The following is a 16721-nucleotide window of genomic DNA, read 5'->3' as shown; positions in this document are numbered from 1 at the left end:
GCGTGTCGCAGATGTGCGTTGAAAGTCGCGTAATTCCTCGACTGACATTCGCGACAGCTACGCCGTCAGCCGACCACGCTTGAGCTGGTGTAGCGAAACTCAGGATATTCGCGACAATCCTCCCACTAACCCATGACGATCATCTCGGTCGCGATCAGCGCGAGCAGGACCATGACGAGCTGGCGGAAGCGCTCAACGGGCAGACGCTTGATGAGCAAGCACCCCGCCCAGGTGCCAACGATCATCGCCAGCCCCATCGCGATCGCCAGCGGCCAGAAGGTTGGTCCAAGGTCGATCGTCGCGCCGTAAACAATTGTCTTGGCACTGTGCATCACGATCGAGGCGACCGCGTCACTCGCGACATAGGCAAGCGGTGGCAAACCGAGGCTCAGGAACACCGCTGCGCCGAGCGGCCCGGCGCTCCCGACTAGCCCGGACAACAGGCCGGTCACACCGCCCCCGATCACCAGCACGCGGCGCGAGGGTTTAAACGCGATCATGCCCGTGGCCTTCAGGATGACGAACAGCAGGATCGCCACGCCCACGATCCGCGCAACGAGCGCCGTCGGTAGCGACGCGAACGACAATGCGCCCAGCATCGAGAACGGTATGGCAGCGGAGAGGAACAGCAACACGGGCCGCCAACGGATTGGCGCCAGCCCAGCCCATCCCGGCCGGCGCACCGTTGCCGATGATCTGGACGATCGTCAGCAGCGTCACCGCTTCGGTCACGCCGACGACTTAAATCAGCAGCGGCAGCAACAGCAGTGCCCCGCCAAACCCGGCCGAACCCGAGATTGCAGCAGCCGCAAATGCACCGACGATCAGCAGCCCATATTCGATCATTGGTGTCATCGGTCGAACCGCGGCATGACCGACCAGTGTTCCAGCTGCTTGTAGACGATCACCTTGTCGCCGAGCAGGTCGCCATGTCGCCGGCAGAACCGGTCGAGCTGGTCGCGTTCGCCGACGAGTTCGACGCAGATCGTCAGATGGGGATCGGCCGCCTCCGATCCGTTCTCGCGGATCTGGCCGTGGTTGCTGAACCCATAGTGCGTGTGTTGCGCGACGGCATTGATGATGCCGTCTGGATTAGCTCGCGATAGAGCGGCTTGGCAGCCCACAGCGTACGCAGGCTGCGCTCACCAATTCGGTCGGACGGTTTCATGTAGATACGCAGCATGCCGATTTCGCGATGCTGGACGGTGAAACGATTGGGCATGGACAAACCCTCGATTGGTGGGGGGATCAGGAGCGTGGGCTTCGCGAGGCGCGGTGTGCCCGCGCCTCGCGAAGCGTCGCGTTCGGGGTGAGGCCGGTCGCCGGCACCTTCGGCACCGCGACGCGCTGCGACAGGTAGATGCCGTTATGACCGGAGCAGAGGTAGGCGACGAAGCAGGCCACCGCGATCGGCACCGCATAGGCAGCGCCGAACAGTTCGATGCCCATGAAGGTGCAGGCGAGCGGGGTGTTGGCCGCGCCCGCGAACAGCGCGACGAAGCCGAGCGCGGCGAATACGCTGGTGGGCACGCCGAACATGGGGGCGAGTGCGTTGCCGAGCGCCGCGCCGATGAAGAACAGCGGTGTCACCTCGCCACCCTTGAAGCCGGCGCTGAGCGTGACGACGGTGAACAGCAGCTTGATCGCCCAGCTCCACGGATGCGTGTCCGGTCCGAAGAAGCTGGCGATGGTGAGGCTGTCGGGCGTCGCTGCCAACGTGCCGAGTCCGAGATAGTCGCGCGTTCCGAACAGGTAGACGAGCGCGATGACCGCGATGCCGCCAATGGCGGGGCGTAACGGGCCATAGGAGACGATGCGCTTGAGCCACCCGCCGAGCGTGTGATTGGCTTCGGCGAAGGCGAGACCGACCAGCCCGAACGCAACCCCGGCGACGCCCGCCTTGGTGACGAGCAGCGCATCGACCGGCACCAGCGCATCGATCCGGTAGACGCCGTGATGGATGCCCCAGGCAAGGCACGTCCAGTCGCCGACCAGTGCCGCGACCAGGCACGGCACCAGCGCGCGATATTCGACACGCCCGATCGCCAACACCTCCAGTGCGAACACCGCCCCTGCGATGGGCGTGCCGAACACCGCGCCGAACCCGGCCGCAATGCCCCCCATCAGCAGGATGCGGGTGCCGTCAGCATCGAGCTTGAGCGCGCGACCGAAACCGCTGGCGAGACTGCCGCCCAACTGGACGGCGGTGCCTTCGCGCCCGGCCGAACCGCCAAACAGATGGGTCACCACCGTGCCGAAGAAGATCAGCGGTGCCATCCGCAGTGGCACCCCCCCGCCCGGTTCGTGGATCTGCTCGACAATAAGGTTGTTGCCGCCCTCCACCGAGCGGCCGGTCAGATGGTAAAGCAGTCCGACCACGAACCCGCCGATCGGCAGCAGGTAGAGCAGCCAGGGAAAGGCAAAGCGAAGCCGGGTCACGGCATCGAGGCTCCACAAGAAAGCCGCGCAGAGCGTTCCCACCATTGCGGCCATCGGGACCAGGATCAAGGCCCATCGCAGCACCGACATGGCATGGGTGCGGCGATCGCGAATGAACGCTGCCATGTTGAACTGGTCGTAGAGATTGCGAAATGTCGCGCGCACGATTCCTCCTTGCTGCCTTGCGGCGCCTGGTAGGAATCATCGACCCTTGCGAGGGCGGTTCGGCCGAATGGCCCGGCGGAAATCCATCGCCGTGCCGAGCATATGCTGTCCGACGGCGACCTGGTCAACCATCGGCAGGGTCACGATGAGACCATTGTTTTGCTGAGGATCAATAATTGGCTCAACCATGGAATAAATCTCGACGGGCGTCGTCTACGCTTTCGAGACTGATGCGCCGGAGGCTTATGCGTAGACGAAATTGGATGCTGGGTCTGACTGCTTCGGCCATGCTCACCGGCGCAGTCGCGGCCGCCCCCGCCGATGGCTACGCCAGCATGGTATCTGCCGCGATGGACCGGATGATGGCGGGCATGATGGTCAAGCCGTCCGGCGACGTCGACCGCGACTTCGTCGCAATGATGCTTCCGCATCACCAGGGCGCCATTGATATGGCGGTGGCAGAGCTGCGCTACGGTCATAACGAGCAGCTCAAGCGCATTGCGCAGGAGATCATCATCGATCAGCAGCAGGAGATCGCCGCCATGAAGTTGGCGATTGGTCAGCCGCTACCCCCTTCGACGCCAGCCCCGACGCAGGGCGGCGACTACCACAGCCATATGGAGCACTGACATGATCCGGACCTTCCTGCGCTCGGCCGCCTTGCTGATGAGCGCCGCACCGGGCATTGCCATGGCCCAGCAGGCGCCGTGGAACGCCAAGGACGTGCCTGTCAGCCACCGCGACCGCGTCTATGCATCCGAACAATTCTCCAACACGGTGTCGGTGACGGACCCGGCCGACAACAGGTTGCTCGGCGTCATCAAGCTCGGCGATCCGCAGCCGATGAATTTTTCCCCGCTCTACAAGGGGCAGGTGCTGGTTCACGGCCTCGGCTTCTCGCCGGACGGGAAAACACTGGCGGTCGTGTCGATCGGATCCAACGCCGTGTCGTGGATCGACACCGCCACCAACACCGTCAAGCACACGACCTATGTCGGGCGCAGCCCGCATGAGGCGTTCTTCACGCCGGACGGCAAGGAGGTGTGGGTTACGGTACGCGGCGAGGATTACATCGCCGTGCTCGACCCCAAGACGTACAAGGAGACCGGTCGCATCAAGACGCCCGGTGGTCCGGGCATGACGATCTTCTCTCCCGATGGCCGATACGGCTATGTCTGTTCCTCGTTCAATCCGGTGCTGGCCGTGTTCGATGTCTCGACCCACGCGCAGGTCGGACAGGTGGCGCAGCCGAGTCCGTTCTGTCCCAACATCGCCGCGACGCCGGACGGCAAGCAGGTGTGGTTCACGCTGAAGGACATCGGCAAGACGGTCGCATTCGATGCCAAGCCGCCTTTCGCGATCCTCAAGGTGCTGGATACCGGACCGATCACCAATCACGTCAACTTCGCCCGCACGGTCAGGGGACAGTTCGCCTATGTCACGGTAGGCGGGGAAAACGCGGTGAAGGTGTTCCGCACGTCCGACTTCGCGCTTGTCGCCACCATCCCGGTCGGCAAGATGCCGCACGGTGTCTGGCCATCGGGCGACGGCCGGCGCATCTATGTCGGGCTGGAGAATGCTGATGAACTTGCCGCGATCGACACCGCCGGCAACAAGGTCGTTGCCACCGTGCCGGTCGGACAGGCACCGCAGGCGATCGCCTATGTGCCGAACGCTATTCCGACAGGCCTCGGCACCGACAATCTTCAACCGCTCGGTACGGCAGGCAAGGCGGTGCATCTGAACATGGGGCCGGTTCGCGGCAATGGTGCTGCAAGCAGCATTACCCTCTTCGACCAGGGCATCATTCAGGTCGTGCAGAGTGCCGTTACCGGTTTGCAGCCCAAGAAGCCTTACATGCTCGTGCTCACCGCCAACGCGGACGGCAGCGGTGCGGTAGAGCCGCTTGCGAACTTCATGAGCAATCCGGCAGGTGCGGCGATCGTCAACGCGTCGGGTCCGATCCGGCAGATCGTTCAAGGCAGCACCGCGGCACCCCGGCGTTTTCTGGCGGTCGCCGAGGTGGTGAACGGCGCTCCGGGCCGCATCGTGCAGGTGCAGCGCGACTGAGATGGACCCGCTTGCCGCCGCGATCGAGCCACTGATCCCCGGTCTGCGCCGCTATGCCCGGTCGTGGTTGCGCGATCCGGCGATGGCGGATGACGTGGTGCAGGATTGCCTTGAGCGCGCGGTCGGGCGCTGGCGCCAGCGACGGGGTGCGGAGGTTCGCCCATGGGTCTACGCGATCCTGCACAATCTGTTGGTCGACCATCAGCGGCAGCACAGTCGGCGAGGTACGGCGGTTCCGCTCCACCTCGTCGACGACGCTGCGCTCGGCCGCCCGGCCGATCAGGACGTAGGCCTGCACCACCGAGACCTGTTGCGCGCACTTGATGCGTTGCCCGAGGAGCAGCGGACGGTGCTGCTCCTCATTTCCGTCGAAGGTCTGTCATATGGGGAAGTCGCTGCCGTCGTCGGCGTGCCGCTGGGAACGGTGATGTCGCGCATATCGCGGGCGCGCGACCGTCTGGCGACGCTCCTCCGCGAGGGTGAACGGCCACGATTAAGGAGTATTCGATGACCAGCCCGATCGGAGAGGACGATCTGGCCGCGTGGATCGATGGAAGGCTGTCGCCCGAGCGGCAGCGTCTGGTCGACGCTTACCTTGAAGGCCAGCCGGACGTGCATGCCCGTTTGCGGGAGCAGGCGGAGCAGGCGCGAGCTCTTGCGTCCCTGTTCGCTCCCATCGCGGAGGAACCGATCCCGGCGACGATGCGCGTCGCAGCCATCAGGGGACGGCAACGCCAACCGCCTTGGCAACTCGCCATCGCCGCGTCGCTTCTGCTGGCGGTCGGATTTGGCGGTGGTTGGTCGAGCGCGCGGTGGAGCGGCGAACCCCACGCGGGCATCGCGGCGCTGGCCAATGAGGCGAGCGACAATTTCCGTGTCTATGCCGCCGACCGGATTCGACCGGCGGAAATCGGCCCCGACCAGCGCGCCATGCTGATCCGATGGACCTCCAGCCGATTGGGTGAGCGCGTGACCATCCCGGACCTCAGCACAGCGGGTTACCGCTATGGCGGGGGGCGATTGGTCGCGACGCCCCACGGCCCTGCAGCGCTGCTCCTCTATGATGGACCGCAAGCGTCGAAGCTTGCGGTGCTGACGAGGCCCATGCAAATCGACAAGAGCGCAAGCATGACCAGCACGTCCAGCGGGACCATGGGCCGGGTCACATGGGCGGTCGACGGGATCGGCTATAGTGTGGTGGGGGAGCGCCCCGCTGCCGAGCTGCATCCGATCGCCAACGAGGTCCAGCGCCAGGCCGATGCGGCGCTTGTGTCCTGATAGCACCTGGCCAGTTCTCAGCGCCGACAGGCACTGGGCGGACCAGCGGGATCACGGCTTGCGCGCGGCATCGTTCCGGTCGGCCTCTGCCGGAGTCAGCCTGGCCCGTTCGCGAATGCGACGTTCGAGTGGAGCGCCGACGAACAGTACGAGCATCGCAAGGCTCAACCCGCCGATGATGAGCGGCCACACCGCCAACCCTGCTGCCGCGCCGATCGTGGCTGTTACCCAGATGCATGCGGCAGTCGCCAATCCATGCACTTCCTGACCCTGGCCGACCCGCAGCACAGCGCCGGCACCGATGAAGCCGACGCCGGACAGAATGCCCTGCATCGCCCGTCCTGCGGCATCGGCGTTCACATTCGGCAAGCCACTGTGTACGATCGCCTGCACGGCGATGCAGCTCGCCAGACCGACGAGGCCCAGCGTCCGCAAGCCCATGATCTGCCGGTTCTCGCGCGAGCGTTCCCAGCCGAGCACCATCCCAGCCGCGGTCGCCACCACCAGCCGCCCGATCGCATCGATCCAAAAGCCGAGATCCGGTGCCGCTGACGCTTCGATCATTCGACCAGCACGTGCACATGATGCCAGGCGGTGCACAGATAGCCAGCGAAGTTCCACATCGTATCCGGCCGCTCGGGCTGACCCTGTCCAGTGTCGTCGAAGGCGCGCACGACAAGGTGCTGGCGCCCCTTGTCGAGCGTGGCGTCGAGGGTCCAGCGCCGCCAACCCCAGTGCGCCTCCGGATCATCGGTGAACGTCGCCTGTTGCCAGTCGCGACCACCGTTTACCGACACTTCGACCCGAGAGACGCGGCGATCATAGGCGATGGCATAGCCCTCGATCCGCACCTCCCCGGCCGGCAAGCTTTCGCCAGAGCCGGGCACGCAGATCGCGGCGTTGAGCGGCATGGCATTGATGGTCAGACCCTGGCTCCAGTCGACGGTGTCGCTCGTCACATCGGCAGGAAAGAGCTTGTAGTCGTGCGCCTGGATCGGTGCGTCGGATGGCGTCTCGCGCACCTCGATCCGTGTCAGCCATTTGGCGCTCCGCACCCCGGCATAGCCCGGCACCACCATGCGGATCGGTGCGCCGTGTTCGGGCGTCAGCGGCTCGCCGTTCATCGCCCAGGCAATGAGGACGTCGGGTTGCCGCGCCTTGTCCATGGCGATCGAGACCCCGAACAATGCTTCCTCGCCTTCGACGTCCACCTCGTCCGCTCCGGTGAACGCCACGAACAGGTCGGACGCATCCGGCGCACCGACGGCATCCAGTACGTCGGACAGTCGTACGCCGGTCCACTCCGCATTGCCGATCGCGCCCACGTCCCACGGGTCGCCGGACGTTTTTGCGAACTGCTGAAGATCCGTGCGCCGGTTGCCGGCGCACTGGAGAACTGCCGTCACCGTCCGCGTGGCCAACGCGCTCTTCAACTCCTCCACCGAGAAGGAGCGTCTTTCCATGCTCATCCCGCTGACCTCGATCCGGTGATCGGCAGGCAGATCAGGCACCGCACCATGGCTGCGCACGTAGAACAGCGCCTGCGGCGTCAGGAACCGCTCGATCAGCGCGCCGGGCGTCGGCTCGGCGTTGTAGGGCTCGGATTTGCGCTCGATCATATCAGTCATGGACGAACCAACGCCGCAAGCGCGCGGATCGCTTCAAATCTTCAAGACTATCGCAGACGAAGGATTACCGATCGTTCCGATATCCAGATTGAAATAAACGGATCAAACGGTTGGTCGTATCGATAAGATTGCGCGATATAAGCTGCATGACCCTGGAGCAACTCAGAATATTCGTCGGTGTCGCCGAGCGCGAACACGTCACCAAGGCAGCGGAGGTGCTGAACGTCACGCAGTCCGCTGCCTCCGGCGCGGTCGCGGCCCTCGAAGCGCGCTACGGGGTTCCTCTGTTTCACCGTGTCGGGCGTGGCATCCAGCTGACCGAAGCAGGCCGCGGCTTTCTGGAGGAAGCGCGCGCAGTGCTGGGGCGGGCAGCGCATGCCGAGACGATGCTGGCGGACTATGCCGGGCTTGCCCGTGGTTCGTTGCGGATCGTCGCAAGCCAGACGATCGCGAGCTACTGGTTGCCGGCAAAGCTCGCCTCCTTCTACGAACGCCACCCGCAGATCGCGGTCGAACTGGCGATCGACAACACCGAAGGTGCAGCAGCGCAGATCCTGAGCGGCGCGGCGGAGCTCGGTTTCGTCGAGGGCGAGGTGGACGAACCGGCGCTCGCCCTCTGGAATGTCGGGCGTGACCCGATGGTGCTGGTCGGCCATGAGGACGCCGGGCGCGTCGACGAGGACTGGCTTCGCGCTGCACGCTGGATCGTCCGCGAGCAGGGTTCGGGCACGCGCTCGACCTTCGAGGACGTGCTGCGAACGCGCGGGTTTGATCCGGCCCAGCTGACAGTAGCGATGACGCTGCCGTCCAACGAGGCGGTGCGTACCGCGGTCGAGGCCGGTGCCGGCGTCGCTGTGTTGTCGCGATTGGTCGTCGCACGCGCGCTCAAGGCCGGCGATCTGGTCGAGTTGCCGCTTGGGTTACCCGATCGCGCCTTCCACGCGCTGCGCCACAAGGAACGCTATCGCACCCGCGCGGCCGACGCGCTGACGGACCTCATCAAGGAGCAGGTCGCATGACTGCCGACGCACCTTCGGCCCTGACCGGCCTCAAGCCGCTAAGCAGGCTCGATCACCCGCGCGAGATGATCCGCCAGTTCACACCCAACTGGTTCGCCGCGACGATGGGCACCGGCATCCTCGCTCTCGCGCTGCCGCAGGTGCCCAATATCGGCCCCGCGCTCAAACCGATTGGCGAGGTGTTGTGGTTCTTCAACATCGCGCTCTTCATCCTGTTCGCCGGTCTCTATGGCGCGCGCTGGGCGATGTTCGGGCATGAGGCACGGCGCATCTTCGGCCACAACACCGTGTCAATGTTCATCGGGACCATTCCGATGGGCTTGGCGACGATCATCAACGGATGCCTCGCCTTCGGGATCGCGCGGTTCGGTAACGGCATCGTGCCGGTCGCACACGTCCTGTGGTGGATCGACGTCGCCATGTCGCTCGCCTGCGGCGTGTTGATCCCCTACCTGATGTTTACCCGCCACGAGCACAGCCTGGACGGCATGACTGCGGTATGGCTGCTGCCGGTCGTCGCAGCGGAAGTGGCGGGTGCCAGCGGCGGGCTGCTCGCGCCGCATCTGACCGATCCTCACGCGCAGATCGTGACGCTCGCCACTTCCTACGTGCTGTGGGCCTATTCGGTGCCGGTCGCGTTTGGCATCCTCGCTATCCTGATCCTGCGCATGGCGCTCCACAAGCTCCCGCACGAGAGCATGGCGGCATCCTCTTGGCTTGCGCTGGGGCCGATCGGCACCGGGGCGCTGGGTATGCTGGTGCTTGGGGCGGATGCGCCGGCGATCCTCGCGGCGCATGGGCTGGTCGGTGTCGGTACCGTCGCGCAAGGGATCGGCGTCGTCGCCGGGCTCTGTCTGTGGGGTTTCGGCCTGTGGTGGCTGGCGCTCGCGACGCTCATCACCATCCGCTACTGGCGCGCCGGCGTCCCATTCAACCTTGGCTGGTGGGGCTATACCTTCCCGCTCGGCGTCTACACCGTCGCCACCTTCCGCCTCGGTACGACGCTGAACCTAGGCTTCTTCGGTATTGTCGGCACAGTGCTGACGGTCGCGCTCGCGGCGATGTGGCTGCTGGTCGGTGCCAAGACACTCGCCGGAGCATGGCGCGGCAACCTGTTCGTCTCGCCCTGCATCGCTACCCCGAACTGATCCACCCTGATGATCGGATCAATCGGTCCGATCACTTGCAGAACGCCGCTTCGAACCGCCAGCGTGGCTGGCCACAGGAGAGCCTTGTCATGGACAATTTTGACGCCGCGCTGGCGAGTGAAACCAGCCGTCGCCGCTTTCTCAGGCGTACGGCGCTCGGCACCGCCGGCCTTGCCGCAGCACCTGCGCTGGCGCAGCAGCTCGTCGACCTGAAGCTGCCTGGCGGCAATGCCGAGCGGCCGATGACCAGCGCCTTTCCTGGCAAGGGCAGCATGATCCTCCAACGCATCCATCCTCCGCTGTTGGAGACGCCGATGGACGTGTTCGACAAGTCGGTGTTCACGCCCAACGACCAGTTCTTCGTTCGCTGGCACTGGGCCGACATTCCAACCTCGATCGACGTCGAGAGCTTCCGCCTCAACGTCTTCGGCCACGTCAACCGACCGCTGTCGATTAGCCTCGCCCAACTGCTGCGCCTGCCGCGGGTCGAGATGGCGGCGGTCAACCAGTGTTCGGGCAACAGCCGTGGGCTGTTCCAGCCCCGGGTCGCCGGCGCGCAATGGGGCAACGGCGCGATGGGCAATGCCAAATGGCTCGGCGTGCGCCTGCGCGACGTGCTGGACCTCGCGGGGGTCAAGGCAGGCGCGGTACAGGTGCGCTTTGGCGCGCTCGATCAGCCGGTTGTGGCGGACGCCCCTGACTTCGAGAAGGCGCTCGACATCGACCATGCCCGCGACGGCGAAGTGATGATCGCCTTCGGCATGAACGGCGAGCAGCTGCCGCTCCTCAACGGCTTTCCCTGCCGGCTGATCGTCCCGGGCTGGTATTCGACCTACTGGGTCAAGATGCTGAACGCGATCGAGGTACTGCCCGGCCTTGACGACCAGTATTGGATGGCCAAGGCCTACAAGATACCGGCGACACCCGGCGCGAATGTCGCGCCCGGTGCCAAGGACTTCCCGACCGTGCCGATCAATCGCATGATCCCGCGCAGCTGGATGACCAGCCTGCCCGATGGCCAGGCGATCGCCTATGAGGCGTCGATCCCGGTCGGCGGCATCGCGATGGGCGGCGATTGCGGCGTCGCCAAGGTCGATGTCTCGTCGGATGGTGGGCGCACTTGGTACAAGACGACGCTCGGAGTGGACGAGGGCAGGTACAGCTTCCGTCGGTGGGATGGTCGCGTGCCGCTGAGACGCGGTCCCAACCCGATCATGGTGCGCTGCTGGAACACCAATGGGGTCGCCCAGCCGATGAAGCCGATCTGGAACCCGGGCGGGTTCATGCGCGGCAACATCGAAACCACCACCATCATCGCGGCCTGAGGAGCGAGTAGCATGAAGACCCCGTCTACCGGCATCATGGCCGCTGGCCTGATCGGCCTGACCGGTATTATCCTCGTCTCGATCGGGGCGCCGAGCAGCCGCAAGGCGCCTGCCCCGATCTCCGAGACATCCGAGCCGGCACCGCCCACCAGCGTCTCAGCCCGCGGCTTTTCGCTCGCCTCGACCAGCGTCGACCTGCCGGTCGATGACGTTACCTACCCCGATGGTCCGCACGCCGACGTCATCAACGCCAACTGCACTTCGTGCCACTCGGCCAGCATGGCGCTGACCCAGCCTGCGCTATCGGCGGATCAGTGGAAGGCGACCGTCACCAAGATGCGCGAAGTGTACAAGGCTCCGGTGGCCGAGAAGGACGTCAACGCGATCGTCGCCTATCTCATCGCTATGCCGAGCCACAAGGCGGCACCCGCGACAGGCAAGGCACAGGATCCCGACCCCAAGGCGGCTCCCGATGCCTCAGGTGGAACAGGCTAACCGATCTCCTTCCATAATCCCGAAATACCATCGTTTGTGGGACGGTCGCCAGCAGTGAACTGCAACGCGCCGACACTGCCTTGCGAGCGGACAGAAGGAAGAGCTTCAACCCTCAATGAAGCTTCATCGGTGCCGTTTGGTAGGGTGCCGTTTGGTCCTCCTTGGTTAGGACTCCAGGCGGACCAAAGGGCCAATCCGAGCTAAATTCTTAATGTCCCTTTTTGGCGGAAATCGGACCGGCCAGAGTAGGAACGCAGAGGGTATACCTGAAAAACACCGACCCTAAATCGATCAATGTCTCGGTCTGTCGCGGAGCGGGCAGGGGGGCTGTCGAGCGTGGGTGTCCCGGCGGACCTATCGCAGCCACCTTGGCTTTCCCGAAACTCCATCTCCGCGAGACCATTTCGTGAAAATGATTTCGGGAACAGATTTCGAGAAATGCGCCGTAGATGAGGGCGGGGCCGACTGAACGACGCCCGCTTTCTCACTGGCCCTTCCTTTTCGAGAACGCCGTGTTAGCCGCAAACCTCAATAGTCCGCCATTCGTGACTGATGAGATTGTCTCGATAGCCCAGATTGCCGAGAGGCTTTTTGGCAGGGATTGTATGGCCTGCCAGCGCCGCTCAACGGTGTAATGTCGATTGCCGATAGCCGATATCAGGAGACGACGTTATCTTGCGGCGTTGAATCCTTCCCGAGGAGACGAAAAATGAAGCGGCGTTGGATGATCTCACCTGTGCTGTTGGTAATGACCGCCTGCGGACAGTCAGGCAGCGAATATGTCGGCAAATGGGAACGAGGCAAAACAAGCCACGAGAATGGCTTCTCCGGCGCTCAAGTTAATGTCGTCAAGGATACCATGACGATCGAACGTAACGGCGATAGCTTCCTTTTGAATAATACTCGGGTTCTCACGCAAGGCGGTGGAAAGCCATTCATCTATCCTAACAATAAGCAGCCAGCGATCTACAAAAACGGTCAGCTACAAGTCGCTGGAGGGCTCGCGGCTTACGTCATTGACAAAGCATCCGGGCATCTTGTCGCACCGGACGGCGGAGGGGATTTTACTAGGACTAAGTGAACAGAAGGCTTGGCATTATCCCCACTGTATCTCCGATCTACGATCTACGATCCTTTGCAGGAAATCGGGTTAGCAGCGAGATACTATGCAGAAGGAGCAAGTGCCTCGATGATCCGGCAGTCGGCGACGGTGTTGCGGCTACAGGAATCTATCAGCGCGTCGAGTTCACCAGCAAGCGCGGTGAGGTCTACGATTTTGCGCCTGATCGCGTCGCGGTGTTGGTTGGCAACGACATCGACGGCGATGCAGGACTGATCGCGCCGATCGGCCAGCCCCATAAGCTCGCGTACCTGATCGATTGAAAAGCCAAGATCCCGCGCACGCCGAATGAAGGACAGGCGGCGCAGATGCGCGCCCTCATAGGTCCGATAGTTACTCGCCGATCGCGCAGGTGCGGGCAGTAAGCCAATCTGCTCATAGTAGCGGATCGTCTCGACCTTCGTGCCCGTCGCACCGGCCAGTTTTCCGATCGTAAGTTTCTCAGACACAACGCTTGACCCTCTAGCGACTAGAGGGTGCATATAGGCTGTCAGATCGATTCTATCGAGGTGGCGAACATGGCCTGCACAAGCTGCGCGTCCGACAAGGCGGGTACTCTCAACGACCCCAAGTGGCGGCGCGCGCTATGGATCGCGCTCGCCATCAATGGCGGCATGTTCGTTATCGAAATTGCGGCCGGCATCACGGGTGGATCGAAGGCCCTGCAAGCCGACGCGCTCGACTTTTTCGGGGATACTGCGAACTACGCAATCAGTCTTGGCGTTGCCGGGATGGCGATAGCCTGGCGCGCACGCGCTGCGATGTTGAAGGGGGCGACGCTTGCTTTGCTAGGCGTCTATGTCCTGTTCGCAGCGGGATGGGGTGCGCTCCACGACGCAACGCCCCATGCCGAAATTATGGGCGTAGTCGGCATCGCCGCGCTGATCGCGAACCTTGTGGTCGCGGTCATGCTGTACCGCTTCCGAAGCGGTGATGCGAACATGAGGTCGGTATGGATTTGCTCGCGCAATGACGCGATCGGCAACATCGCCGTCGTACTGGCCGCAGGCGGCGTGTTCGGCCTCAACAGTGCGTGGCCTGATCTTGCCGTCGCCGCCTTGATGGCGGTGTTGGGAATATCGGGCGGTTTTCAGATCATGCGGCAGGCGCGCGCCGAAATGCGTAGCGAGCCCTCACCCGCCCCCGCTACTTACCAGCAGTCGTTACATGGCAGTCGGTAAGCTGCTAAGGCGCGGGCCGATGCACCGCCTTTCCGCCATGTTCCTCAGTTTCATGCTCGTGCTTATGCTCGGGCTTGGATCAGTCGCGCATGCGACCGAAGGCGTGACGTGCGTTGATACCACAGCGGTCAGCTCCCTCGATCATTGCGACGGCGATGCCGACCAAGTGCCGGCAGACGCGGACAAGGCATATCCTCACCATCATGGCGGTTGCCACGGCCATCATGTCGGCGTGCCGATCGCGTCCGATTCAACCGGACCAGCCAGCAGCGTTCGTATGACTGCATCGGTGTGGCGCAATGCGCCCAAGGCCCCGGCAGCGTCGGACCCAGCCCTACGTCCTCCCCAAGCCTGACCAACGCCTAATTCCGTCGGGAAAGCCCGTGCGGACGCCCAAGGTTCGTCAGGAGTCCATTACCCATGCACCGTTTTATTGCGGCCTTATTGGCCGTGGCGTCGTGCGCGTCGATCGCGCAAGCGCAGTCAGCCGATCCCACATCGACCAGTCCCCCGCTCACCCTTGATCAGGCGCTTTTACTTGCCGGAGCGACCGCCCCCAGCCTTGAGGCTGCCACAGCAGGCGTCCGGGCAGCAGAGGCAGGCCGCACGGTTGCCGGCTACCGCCCTAACCCGTCGATCGTCGCCGAGACCGAGAACATTGCCGGCAGCGGTCAATATCGGGGCCTTCGCAGCGCCGAGACAACGGCAGGTCTGGCACTACCGATCGAACTGGGTGGAAAACGATCGGCACGGATCGCTGTCGCAGATGCGATTGGTAATCGAGCGAGGATAGGCACGGCGTTGGCCGCGGCCGATCTACGGCTTGCCATCACGCAGCTCTACATCGAGGCGACCGCAGCGGAACGCCGACTGGTGACCGCGCGCGAGCAGGCCGGTATCGCCCGCGAAGCATCGCGCGCAGCCGGCGTCCGCGTTCAAGCGGGGCGAGCATCACCGCTCGAACAGCAGCGCGCCGATGTATTGCGGATCAACGCGGAGACGGCTGTGGAGCGCGCAGAGCGGCTTGCCGAGGTCGCGCAAAGTAATCTTGCCCGACGGATCAGCCAACCCCTCACGGGACCGTTGGACTTGGCGTGGTTCAATCGCGTCGAGGGCTTTGGTCCGGCACGGCCGATCGAGACCGCAGGGACGTTGGCATTGGCAGCGACCCGCGCAGACGTGACAACGGCAGAGGCACAGGTGCGGCTTGCCAGGTCGCAACGCATTCCCGACGTGACACTCAGCGCCAGCGCACGCCGGCTTGAGGCTACGAACGACGTGGCAGCGGTGTTCGGGGTGTCGATCCCGTTTCCGCTGTTCAACAACGGCAAGGCGGCAGTGGCGCAGGCGCGGGCGCAGACCGATCAGGCGCAGGCGCTACGTCGCGTCGCCGAGCTGGATACCGCGCAGGATATCGCAAGCGCACAGGCAAACGTCGCGAATGCCGCGACGACCGCTCGTAACGCCAGCGGGCCGGCATTGGCATCGGCAAGCGAAGCCGCTCGTATTGCCCGGATAGGCTACCGGGAGGGCAAGTTTGGGCAGCTCGATTTGCTCGATGCCGAACGTACCCTGTCCGAAACACGAACCGCCGCGATCGATGCGCTCGCCACCTATCACGACGCCAAGGCACGCCTCGAACGGCTCGTTGCCGCAGCGCCCTCGCCCGAGGAAACCAATTAATGACGAAGATCATCATACGGGCGCTCGCGCCTGTGACCCTGGCTATCCTCCTTGCCGGGTGCGGCGGGGGTAGCAACAGCGAGGCCGGTGAGAAGGCCGGAGCCGAGAAGACCGAAGGTGCCGAGGCCGGCGAAGCCAAGGAGGGTCCAAAGGATATCGTCACCCTGTCCGCGCAGCAGATCGCGGATGCCGGGATAGAGGTTACGCGACCTACAGTAGGCGGCGTGGCCGGAGCGATCGAGCTATCGGCAACGATCGAGGGTGATCCTCAAGGCGTGCAGGTCGTGTCCACCTCCGTAGGCGGTCGGCTCGTTTCCCTCACCCGCAATCTCGGGCAGTCAGTCAGCCGGGGAGACCCGCTGGCTATCATCGAAAGCCGGGAAGCGGCATCACTGAAAGCGGAGGTAGAGGCCGCGCGCGCGCGTTCCGCACTCGCCCAATCGAACCTTCGCCGCGAACAGCGCCTGTTTGCCGAACGCGTTTCGCCGGAGCAGGATCTGGTTGCAGCGCGGACGGCAGCGACGGAGGCCAGTATTGCCCTTCGCCTCGCGCAGCAGCAGTTGTCAGCGACGGGCAGCGGAGGCGGTGCGCTCAACCGCATCGCGGTTCGTTCGCCGATCGCCGGCCAAGTGATCGCGCGATCGGCCACCCTCGGGCAAGCCGTCGCGGCCGATGCAGAGCTGTTCCGCGTCGCCAATCTGTCGAAGGTCACTGTCACCACATCACTCGTCCCCACCGATGCCGGTCGGGTGAAACCCGGCGTGCGTGTCGAAGTAACGGCACCGGGGCGGCGTCAGGAGGGGCGTGTTACGTTCGTGTCCCCCATTCTGGACGAGACGACGCGATTGGTGCCGGTGATCGCCACCCTCGACAACGCCGGCAGCACATGGCGCGTTGGTGAGACGGTCAACGTATCGATCCTCGTTCCTGCGACCGGGGACCGTACCGTTGCTGTACCATCGGCCGCAGTGCAGATGATCGAGGACAAGTCGTTTGTGTTCGTCCGCACCGCGACAGGTTTCCGGGCAATTCCGGTGACGCTTGGCCGCACTAATGGCGGGCAAGTCACCGTAACGGCAGGCCTTACCGGCTCGGAGCGCATCGCTTCCACCAACAGCTTCACGCTCAAAGCCGAACTCGGCAAGGGTGCGGGCGGGGATGAGGACTGAG

General features: G+C 64.2%; 19 protein-coding genes and 1 riboswitch. Of the genes, 13 read left to right on the top strand and 6 right to left on the bottom strand.

What is annotated here, in order from left to right:
- Window positions 1–125: 125 nt before the first annotated feature.
- From C8J40_RS11915 to C8J40_RS11905, 3 genes are all read right to left on the bottom strand, one after another.
- Window positions 126–683 (bottom strand): sulfite exporter TauE/SafE family protein, encoded by a 558-nt coding sequence (locus tag C8J40_RS11915; RefSeq protein WP_200918847.1) that lies wholly within the window; start codon window positions 681–683, stop codon window positions 126–128.
- A gap of 168 nt (window positions 684–851) precedes the next feature.
- Complete coding sequence (locus C8J40_RS11910) at window positions 852–1124, bottom strand: DUF190 domain-containing protein (protein ID WP_235513449.1); 273 nt, start codon at window positions 1122–1124, stop codon at window positions 852–854.
- A 124-nt stretch (window positions 1125–1248) separates the two neighbouring features.
- Window positions 1249–2604, bottom strand: a complete 1356-nt coding sequence (locus C8J40_RS11905) for a voltage-gated chloride channel family protein (protein ID WP_055817299.1) — start codon at window positions 2602–2604, stop codon at window positions 1249–1251.
- Between the two features lie 23 nt (window positions 2605–2627).
- A riboswitch (Fluoride riboswitch) is annotated at window positions 2628–2704 on the bottom strand.
- Between the two features lie 163 nt (window positions 2705–2867).
- Here C8J40_RS11905 and C8J40_RS11900 point away from each other — a divergent pair.
- Genes C8J40_RS11900 through C8J40_RS11885 form a run of 4 tightly spaced genes read left to right on the top strand, consistent with a single transcriptional unit; the run spans window position 2868 to window position 5952 of the window.
- Entirely contained in the window at window positions 2868–3233 is a 366-nt protein-coding gene (locus C8J40_RS11900; protein ID WP_235528336.1) for a DUF305 domain-containing protein, read from the top strand.
- A gap of 1 nt (window position 3234) precedes the next feature.
- Window positions 3235–4674 (top strand): YncE family protein, encoded by a 1440-nt coding sequence (locus C8J40_RS11895; protein WP_055817296.1) that lies wholly within the window; start codon window positions 3235–3237, stop codon window positions 4672–4674.
- A 1-nt stretch (window position 4675) separates the two neighbouring features.
- Window positions 4676–5185, top strand: a complete 510-nt coding sequence (locus C8J40_RS11890) for an RNA polymerase sigma factor (protein ID WP_055817293.1) — start codon at window positions 4676–4678, stop codon at window positions 5183–5185.
- On the top strand, window positions 5182–5952 hold the full coding sequence (locus C8J40_RS11885; protein ID WP_055817290.1) for an anti-sigma factor: 771 nt from the start codon (window positions 5182–5184) through the stop codon (window positions 5950–5952). Before C8J40_RS11890 ends, C8J40_RS11885 begins: the two co-directional genes overlap by 4 nt.
- Before the next feature lie 51 nt (window positions 5953–6003).
- Here C8J40_RS11885 and C8J40_RS11880 read toward each other — a convergent pair whose 3' ends face one another.
- Together C8J40_RS11880 and C8J40_RS11875 are read right to left on the bottom strand one after the other, a co-directional pair.
- Window positions 6004–6516: an MgtC/SapB family protein gene (locus C8J40_RS11880; protein WP_056626649.1), complete on the bottom strand. Its 513-nt coding sequence runs from the start codon at window positions 6514–6516 to the stop codon at window positions 6004–6006.
- Window positions 6513–7580 carry a sulfite oxidase gene (locus C8J40_RS11875; RefSeq protein WP_055817283.1) on the bottom strand — a complete coding sequence of 356 codons (1068 nt, stop codon included), beginning with the start codon at window positions 7578–7580 and terminating at the stop codon, window positions 6513–6515. Before C8J40_RS11875 ends, C8J40_RS11880 begins: the two co-directional genes overlap by 4 nt.
- 146 nt (window positions 7581–7726) lie before the next feature.
- On the opposite strand from C8J40_RS11875, the gene C8J40_RS11870 reads away from it, so the two are divergent.
- The 5 genes from C8J40_RS11870 (at window position 7727) to C8J40_RS11850 (ending at window position 12648) form a co-directional block, all read left to right on the top strand.
- Window positions 7727–8599, top strand: a complete 873-nt coding sequence (locus C8J40_RS11870; RefSeq protein ID WP_056626652.1) for a LysR family transcriptional regulator — start codon at window positions 7727–7729, stop codon at window positions 8597–8599.
- Window positions 8596–9747: a TDT family transporter gene (locus C8J40_RS11865; RefSeq protein ID WP_056626653.1), complete on the top strand. Its 1152-nt coding sequence runs from the start codon at window positions 8596–8598 to the stop codon at window positions 9745–9747. The genes C8J40_RS11870 and C8J40_RS11865 overlap by 4 nt, the downstream gene beginning before the upstream one ends.
- An 89-nt stretch (window positions 9748–9836) precedes the next feature.
- Entirely contained in the window at window positions 9837–11072 is a 1236-nt protein-coding gene (locus C8J40_RS11860) for a molybdopterin-dependent oxidoreductase (protein ID WP_056637869.1), read from the top strand.
- A 12-nt stretch (window positions 11073–11084) separates the two neighbouring features.
- Window positions 11085–11567, top strand: a complete 483-nt coding sequence (locus tag C8J40_RS11855) for a cytochrome c (protein WP_055817270.1) — start codon at window positions 11085–11087, stop codon at window positions 11565–11567.
- 709 nt (window positions 11568–12276) lie between these two features.
- Entirely contained in the window at window positions 12277–12648 is a 372-nt protein-coding gene (locus C8J40_RS11850) for a hypothetical protein (protein ID WP_132897198.1), read from the top strand.
- 83 nt (window positions 12649–12731) lie between these two features.
- Here C8J40_RS11850 and C8J40_RS11845 read toward each other — a convergent pair whose 3' ends face one another.
- Window positions 12732–13169 carry a helix-turn-helix domain-containing protein gene (locus tag C8J40_RS11845; RefSeq protein WP_132742242.1) on the bottom strand — a complete coding sequence of 146 codons (438 nt, stop codon included), beginning with the start codon at window positions 13167–13169 and terminating at the stop codon, window positions 12732–12734.
- A gap of 36 nt (window positions 13170–13205) precedes the next feature.
- Between C8J40_RS11845 and C8J40_RS11840 the strand changes: the two genes are divergently transcribed.
- From C8J40_RS11840 to C8J40_RS11825, 4 genes are all read left to right on the top strand, one after another.
- Window positions 13206–13868: a cation transporter gene (locus tag C8J40_RS11840; RefSeq protein WP_132742241.1), complete on the top strand. Its 663-nt coding sequence runs from the start codon at window positions 13206–13208 to the stop codon at window positions 13866–13868.
- 19 nt (window positions 13869–13887) lie between these two features.
- Window positions 13888–14223 (top strand): hypothetical protein, encoded by a 336-nt coding sequence (locus C8J40_RS11835; protein WP_132742240.1) that lies wholly within the window; start codon window positions 13888–13890, stop codon window positions 14221–14223.
- A gap of 65 nt (window positions 14224–14288) precedes the next feature.
- Window positions 14289–15551: a TolC family protein gene (locus tag C8J40_RS11830; RefSeq protein ID WP_132742239.1), complete on the top strand. Its 1263-nt coding sequence runs from the start codon at window positions 14289–14291 to the stop codon at window positions 15549–15551.
- Entirely contained in the window at window positions 15551–16720 is a 1170-nt protein-coding gene (locus tag C8J40_RS11825) for an efflux RND transporter periplasmic adaptor subunit (RefSeq protein WP_132742238.1), read from the top strand. The genes C8J40_RS11830 and C8J40_RS11825 overlap by 1 nt, the downstream gene beginning before the upstream one ends.
- Window position 16721 lies beyond the last annotated feature (1 nt).

The organism is Sphingomonas sp. PP-CC-3A-396, assembly GCF_004343105.1.
Taxonomy (GTDB): domain Bacteria; phylum Pseudomonadota; class Alphaproteobacteria; order Sphingomonadales; family Sphingomonadaceae; genus Sphingomonas.
Note: the sequence above shows the minus strand (reverse complement) of the source record. Positions and strands in the feature narration are given on the sequence as shown.

Excerpts from the sequence above, each read along its gene's own strand:
- C8J40_RS11835 (WP_132742240.1), top strand. The coding sequence starts at position 13,888 with ATGCACCGCCTTTCCGCCATGTTCCTCAGTTTCATGCTCGTGCTTATG.
- C8J40_RS11840 (WP_132742241.1), top strand. The coding sequence starts at position 13,206 with ATGGCCTGCACAAGCTGCGCGTCCGACAAGGCGGGTACTCTCAACGAC.
- C8J40_RS11825 (WP_132742238.1), top strand. The coding sequence starts at position 15,551 with ATGACGAAGATCATCATACGGGCGCTCGCGCCTGTGACCCTGGCTATC.
- C8J40_RS11900 (WP_235528336.1), top strand. The coding sequence starts at position 2,868 with ATGCTGGGTCTGACTGCTTCGGCCATGCTCACCGGCGCAGTCGCGGCC.
- C8J40_RS11885 (WP_055817290.1), top strand. The coding sequence starts at position 5,182 with ATGACCAGCCCGATCGGAGAGGACGATCTGGCCGCGTGGATCGATGGA.
- C8J40_RS11895 (WP_055817296.1), top strand. The coding sequence starts at position 3,235 with ATGATCCGGACCTTCCTGCGCTCGGCCGCCTTGCTGATGAGCGCCGCA.
- C8J40_RS11830 (WP_132742239.1), top strand. The coding sequence starts at position 14,289 with ATGCACCGTTTTATTGCGGCCTTATTGGCCGTGGCGTCGTGCGCGTCG.
- C8J40_RS11845 (WP_132742242.1), bottom strand. The coding sequence starts at position 13,169 with ATGCACCCTCTAGTCGCTAGAGGGTCAAGCGTTGTGTCTGAGAAACTT.
- C8J40_RS11860 (WP_056637869.1), top strand. The coding sequence starts at position 9,837 with ATGGACAATTTTGACGCCGCGCTGGCGAGTGAAACCAGCCGTCGCCGC.
- C8J40_RS11880 (WP_056626649.1), bottom strand. The coding sequence starts at position 6,516 with ATGATCGAAGCGTCAGCGGCACCGGATCTCGGCTTTTGGATCGATGCG.
- C8J40_RS11870 (WP_056626652.1), top strand. The coding sequence starts at position 7,727 with ATGACCCTGGAGCAACTCAGAATATTCGTCGGTGTCGCCGAGCGCGAA.
- C8J40_RS11855 (WP_055817270.1), top strand. The coding sequence starts at position 11,085 with ATGAAGACCCCGTCTACCGGCATCATGGCCGCTGGCCTGATCGGCCTG.
- C8J40_RS11850 (WP_132897198.1), top strand. The coding sequence starts at position 12,277 with ATGAAGCGGCGTTGGATGATCTCACCTGTGCTGTTGGTAATGACCGCC.
- C8J40_RS11865 (WP_056626653.1), top strand. The coding sequence starts at position 8,596 with ATGACTGCCGACGCACCTTCGGCCCTGACCGGCCTCAAGCCGCTAAGC.
- C8J40_RS11875 (WP_055817283.1), bottom strand. The coding sequence starts at position 7,580 with ATGACTGATATGATCGAGCGCAAATCCGAGCCCTACAACGCCGAGCCG.
- C8J40_RS11890 (WP_055817293.1), top strand. The coding sequence starts at position 4,676 with ATGGACCCGCTTGCCGCCGCGATCGAGCCACTGATCCCCGGTCTGCGC.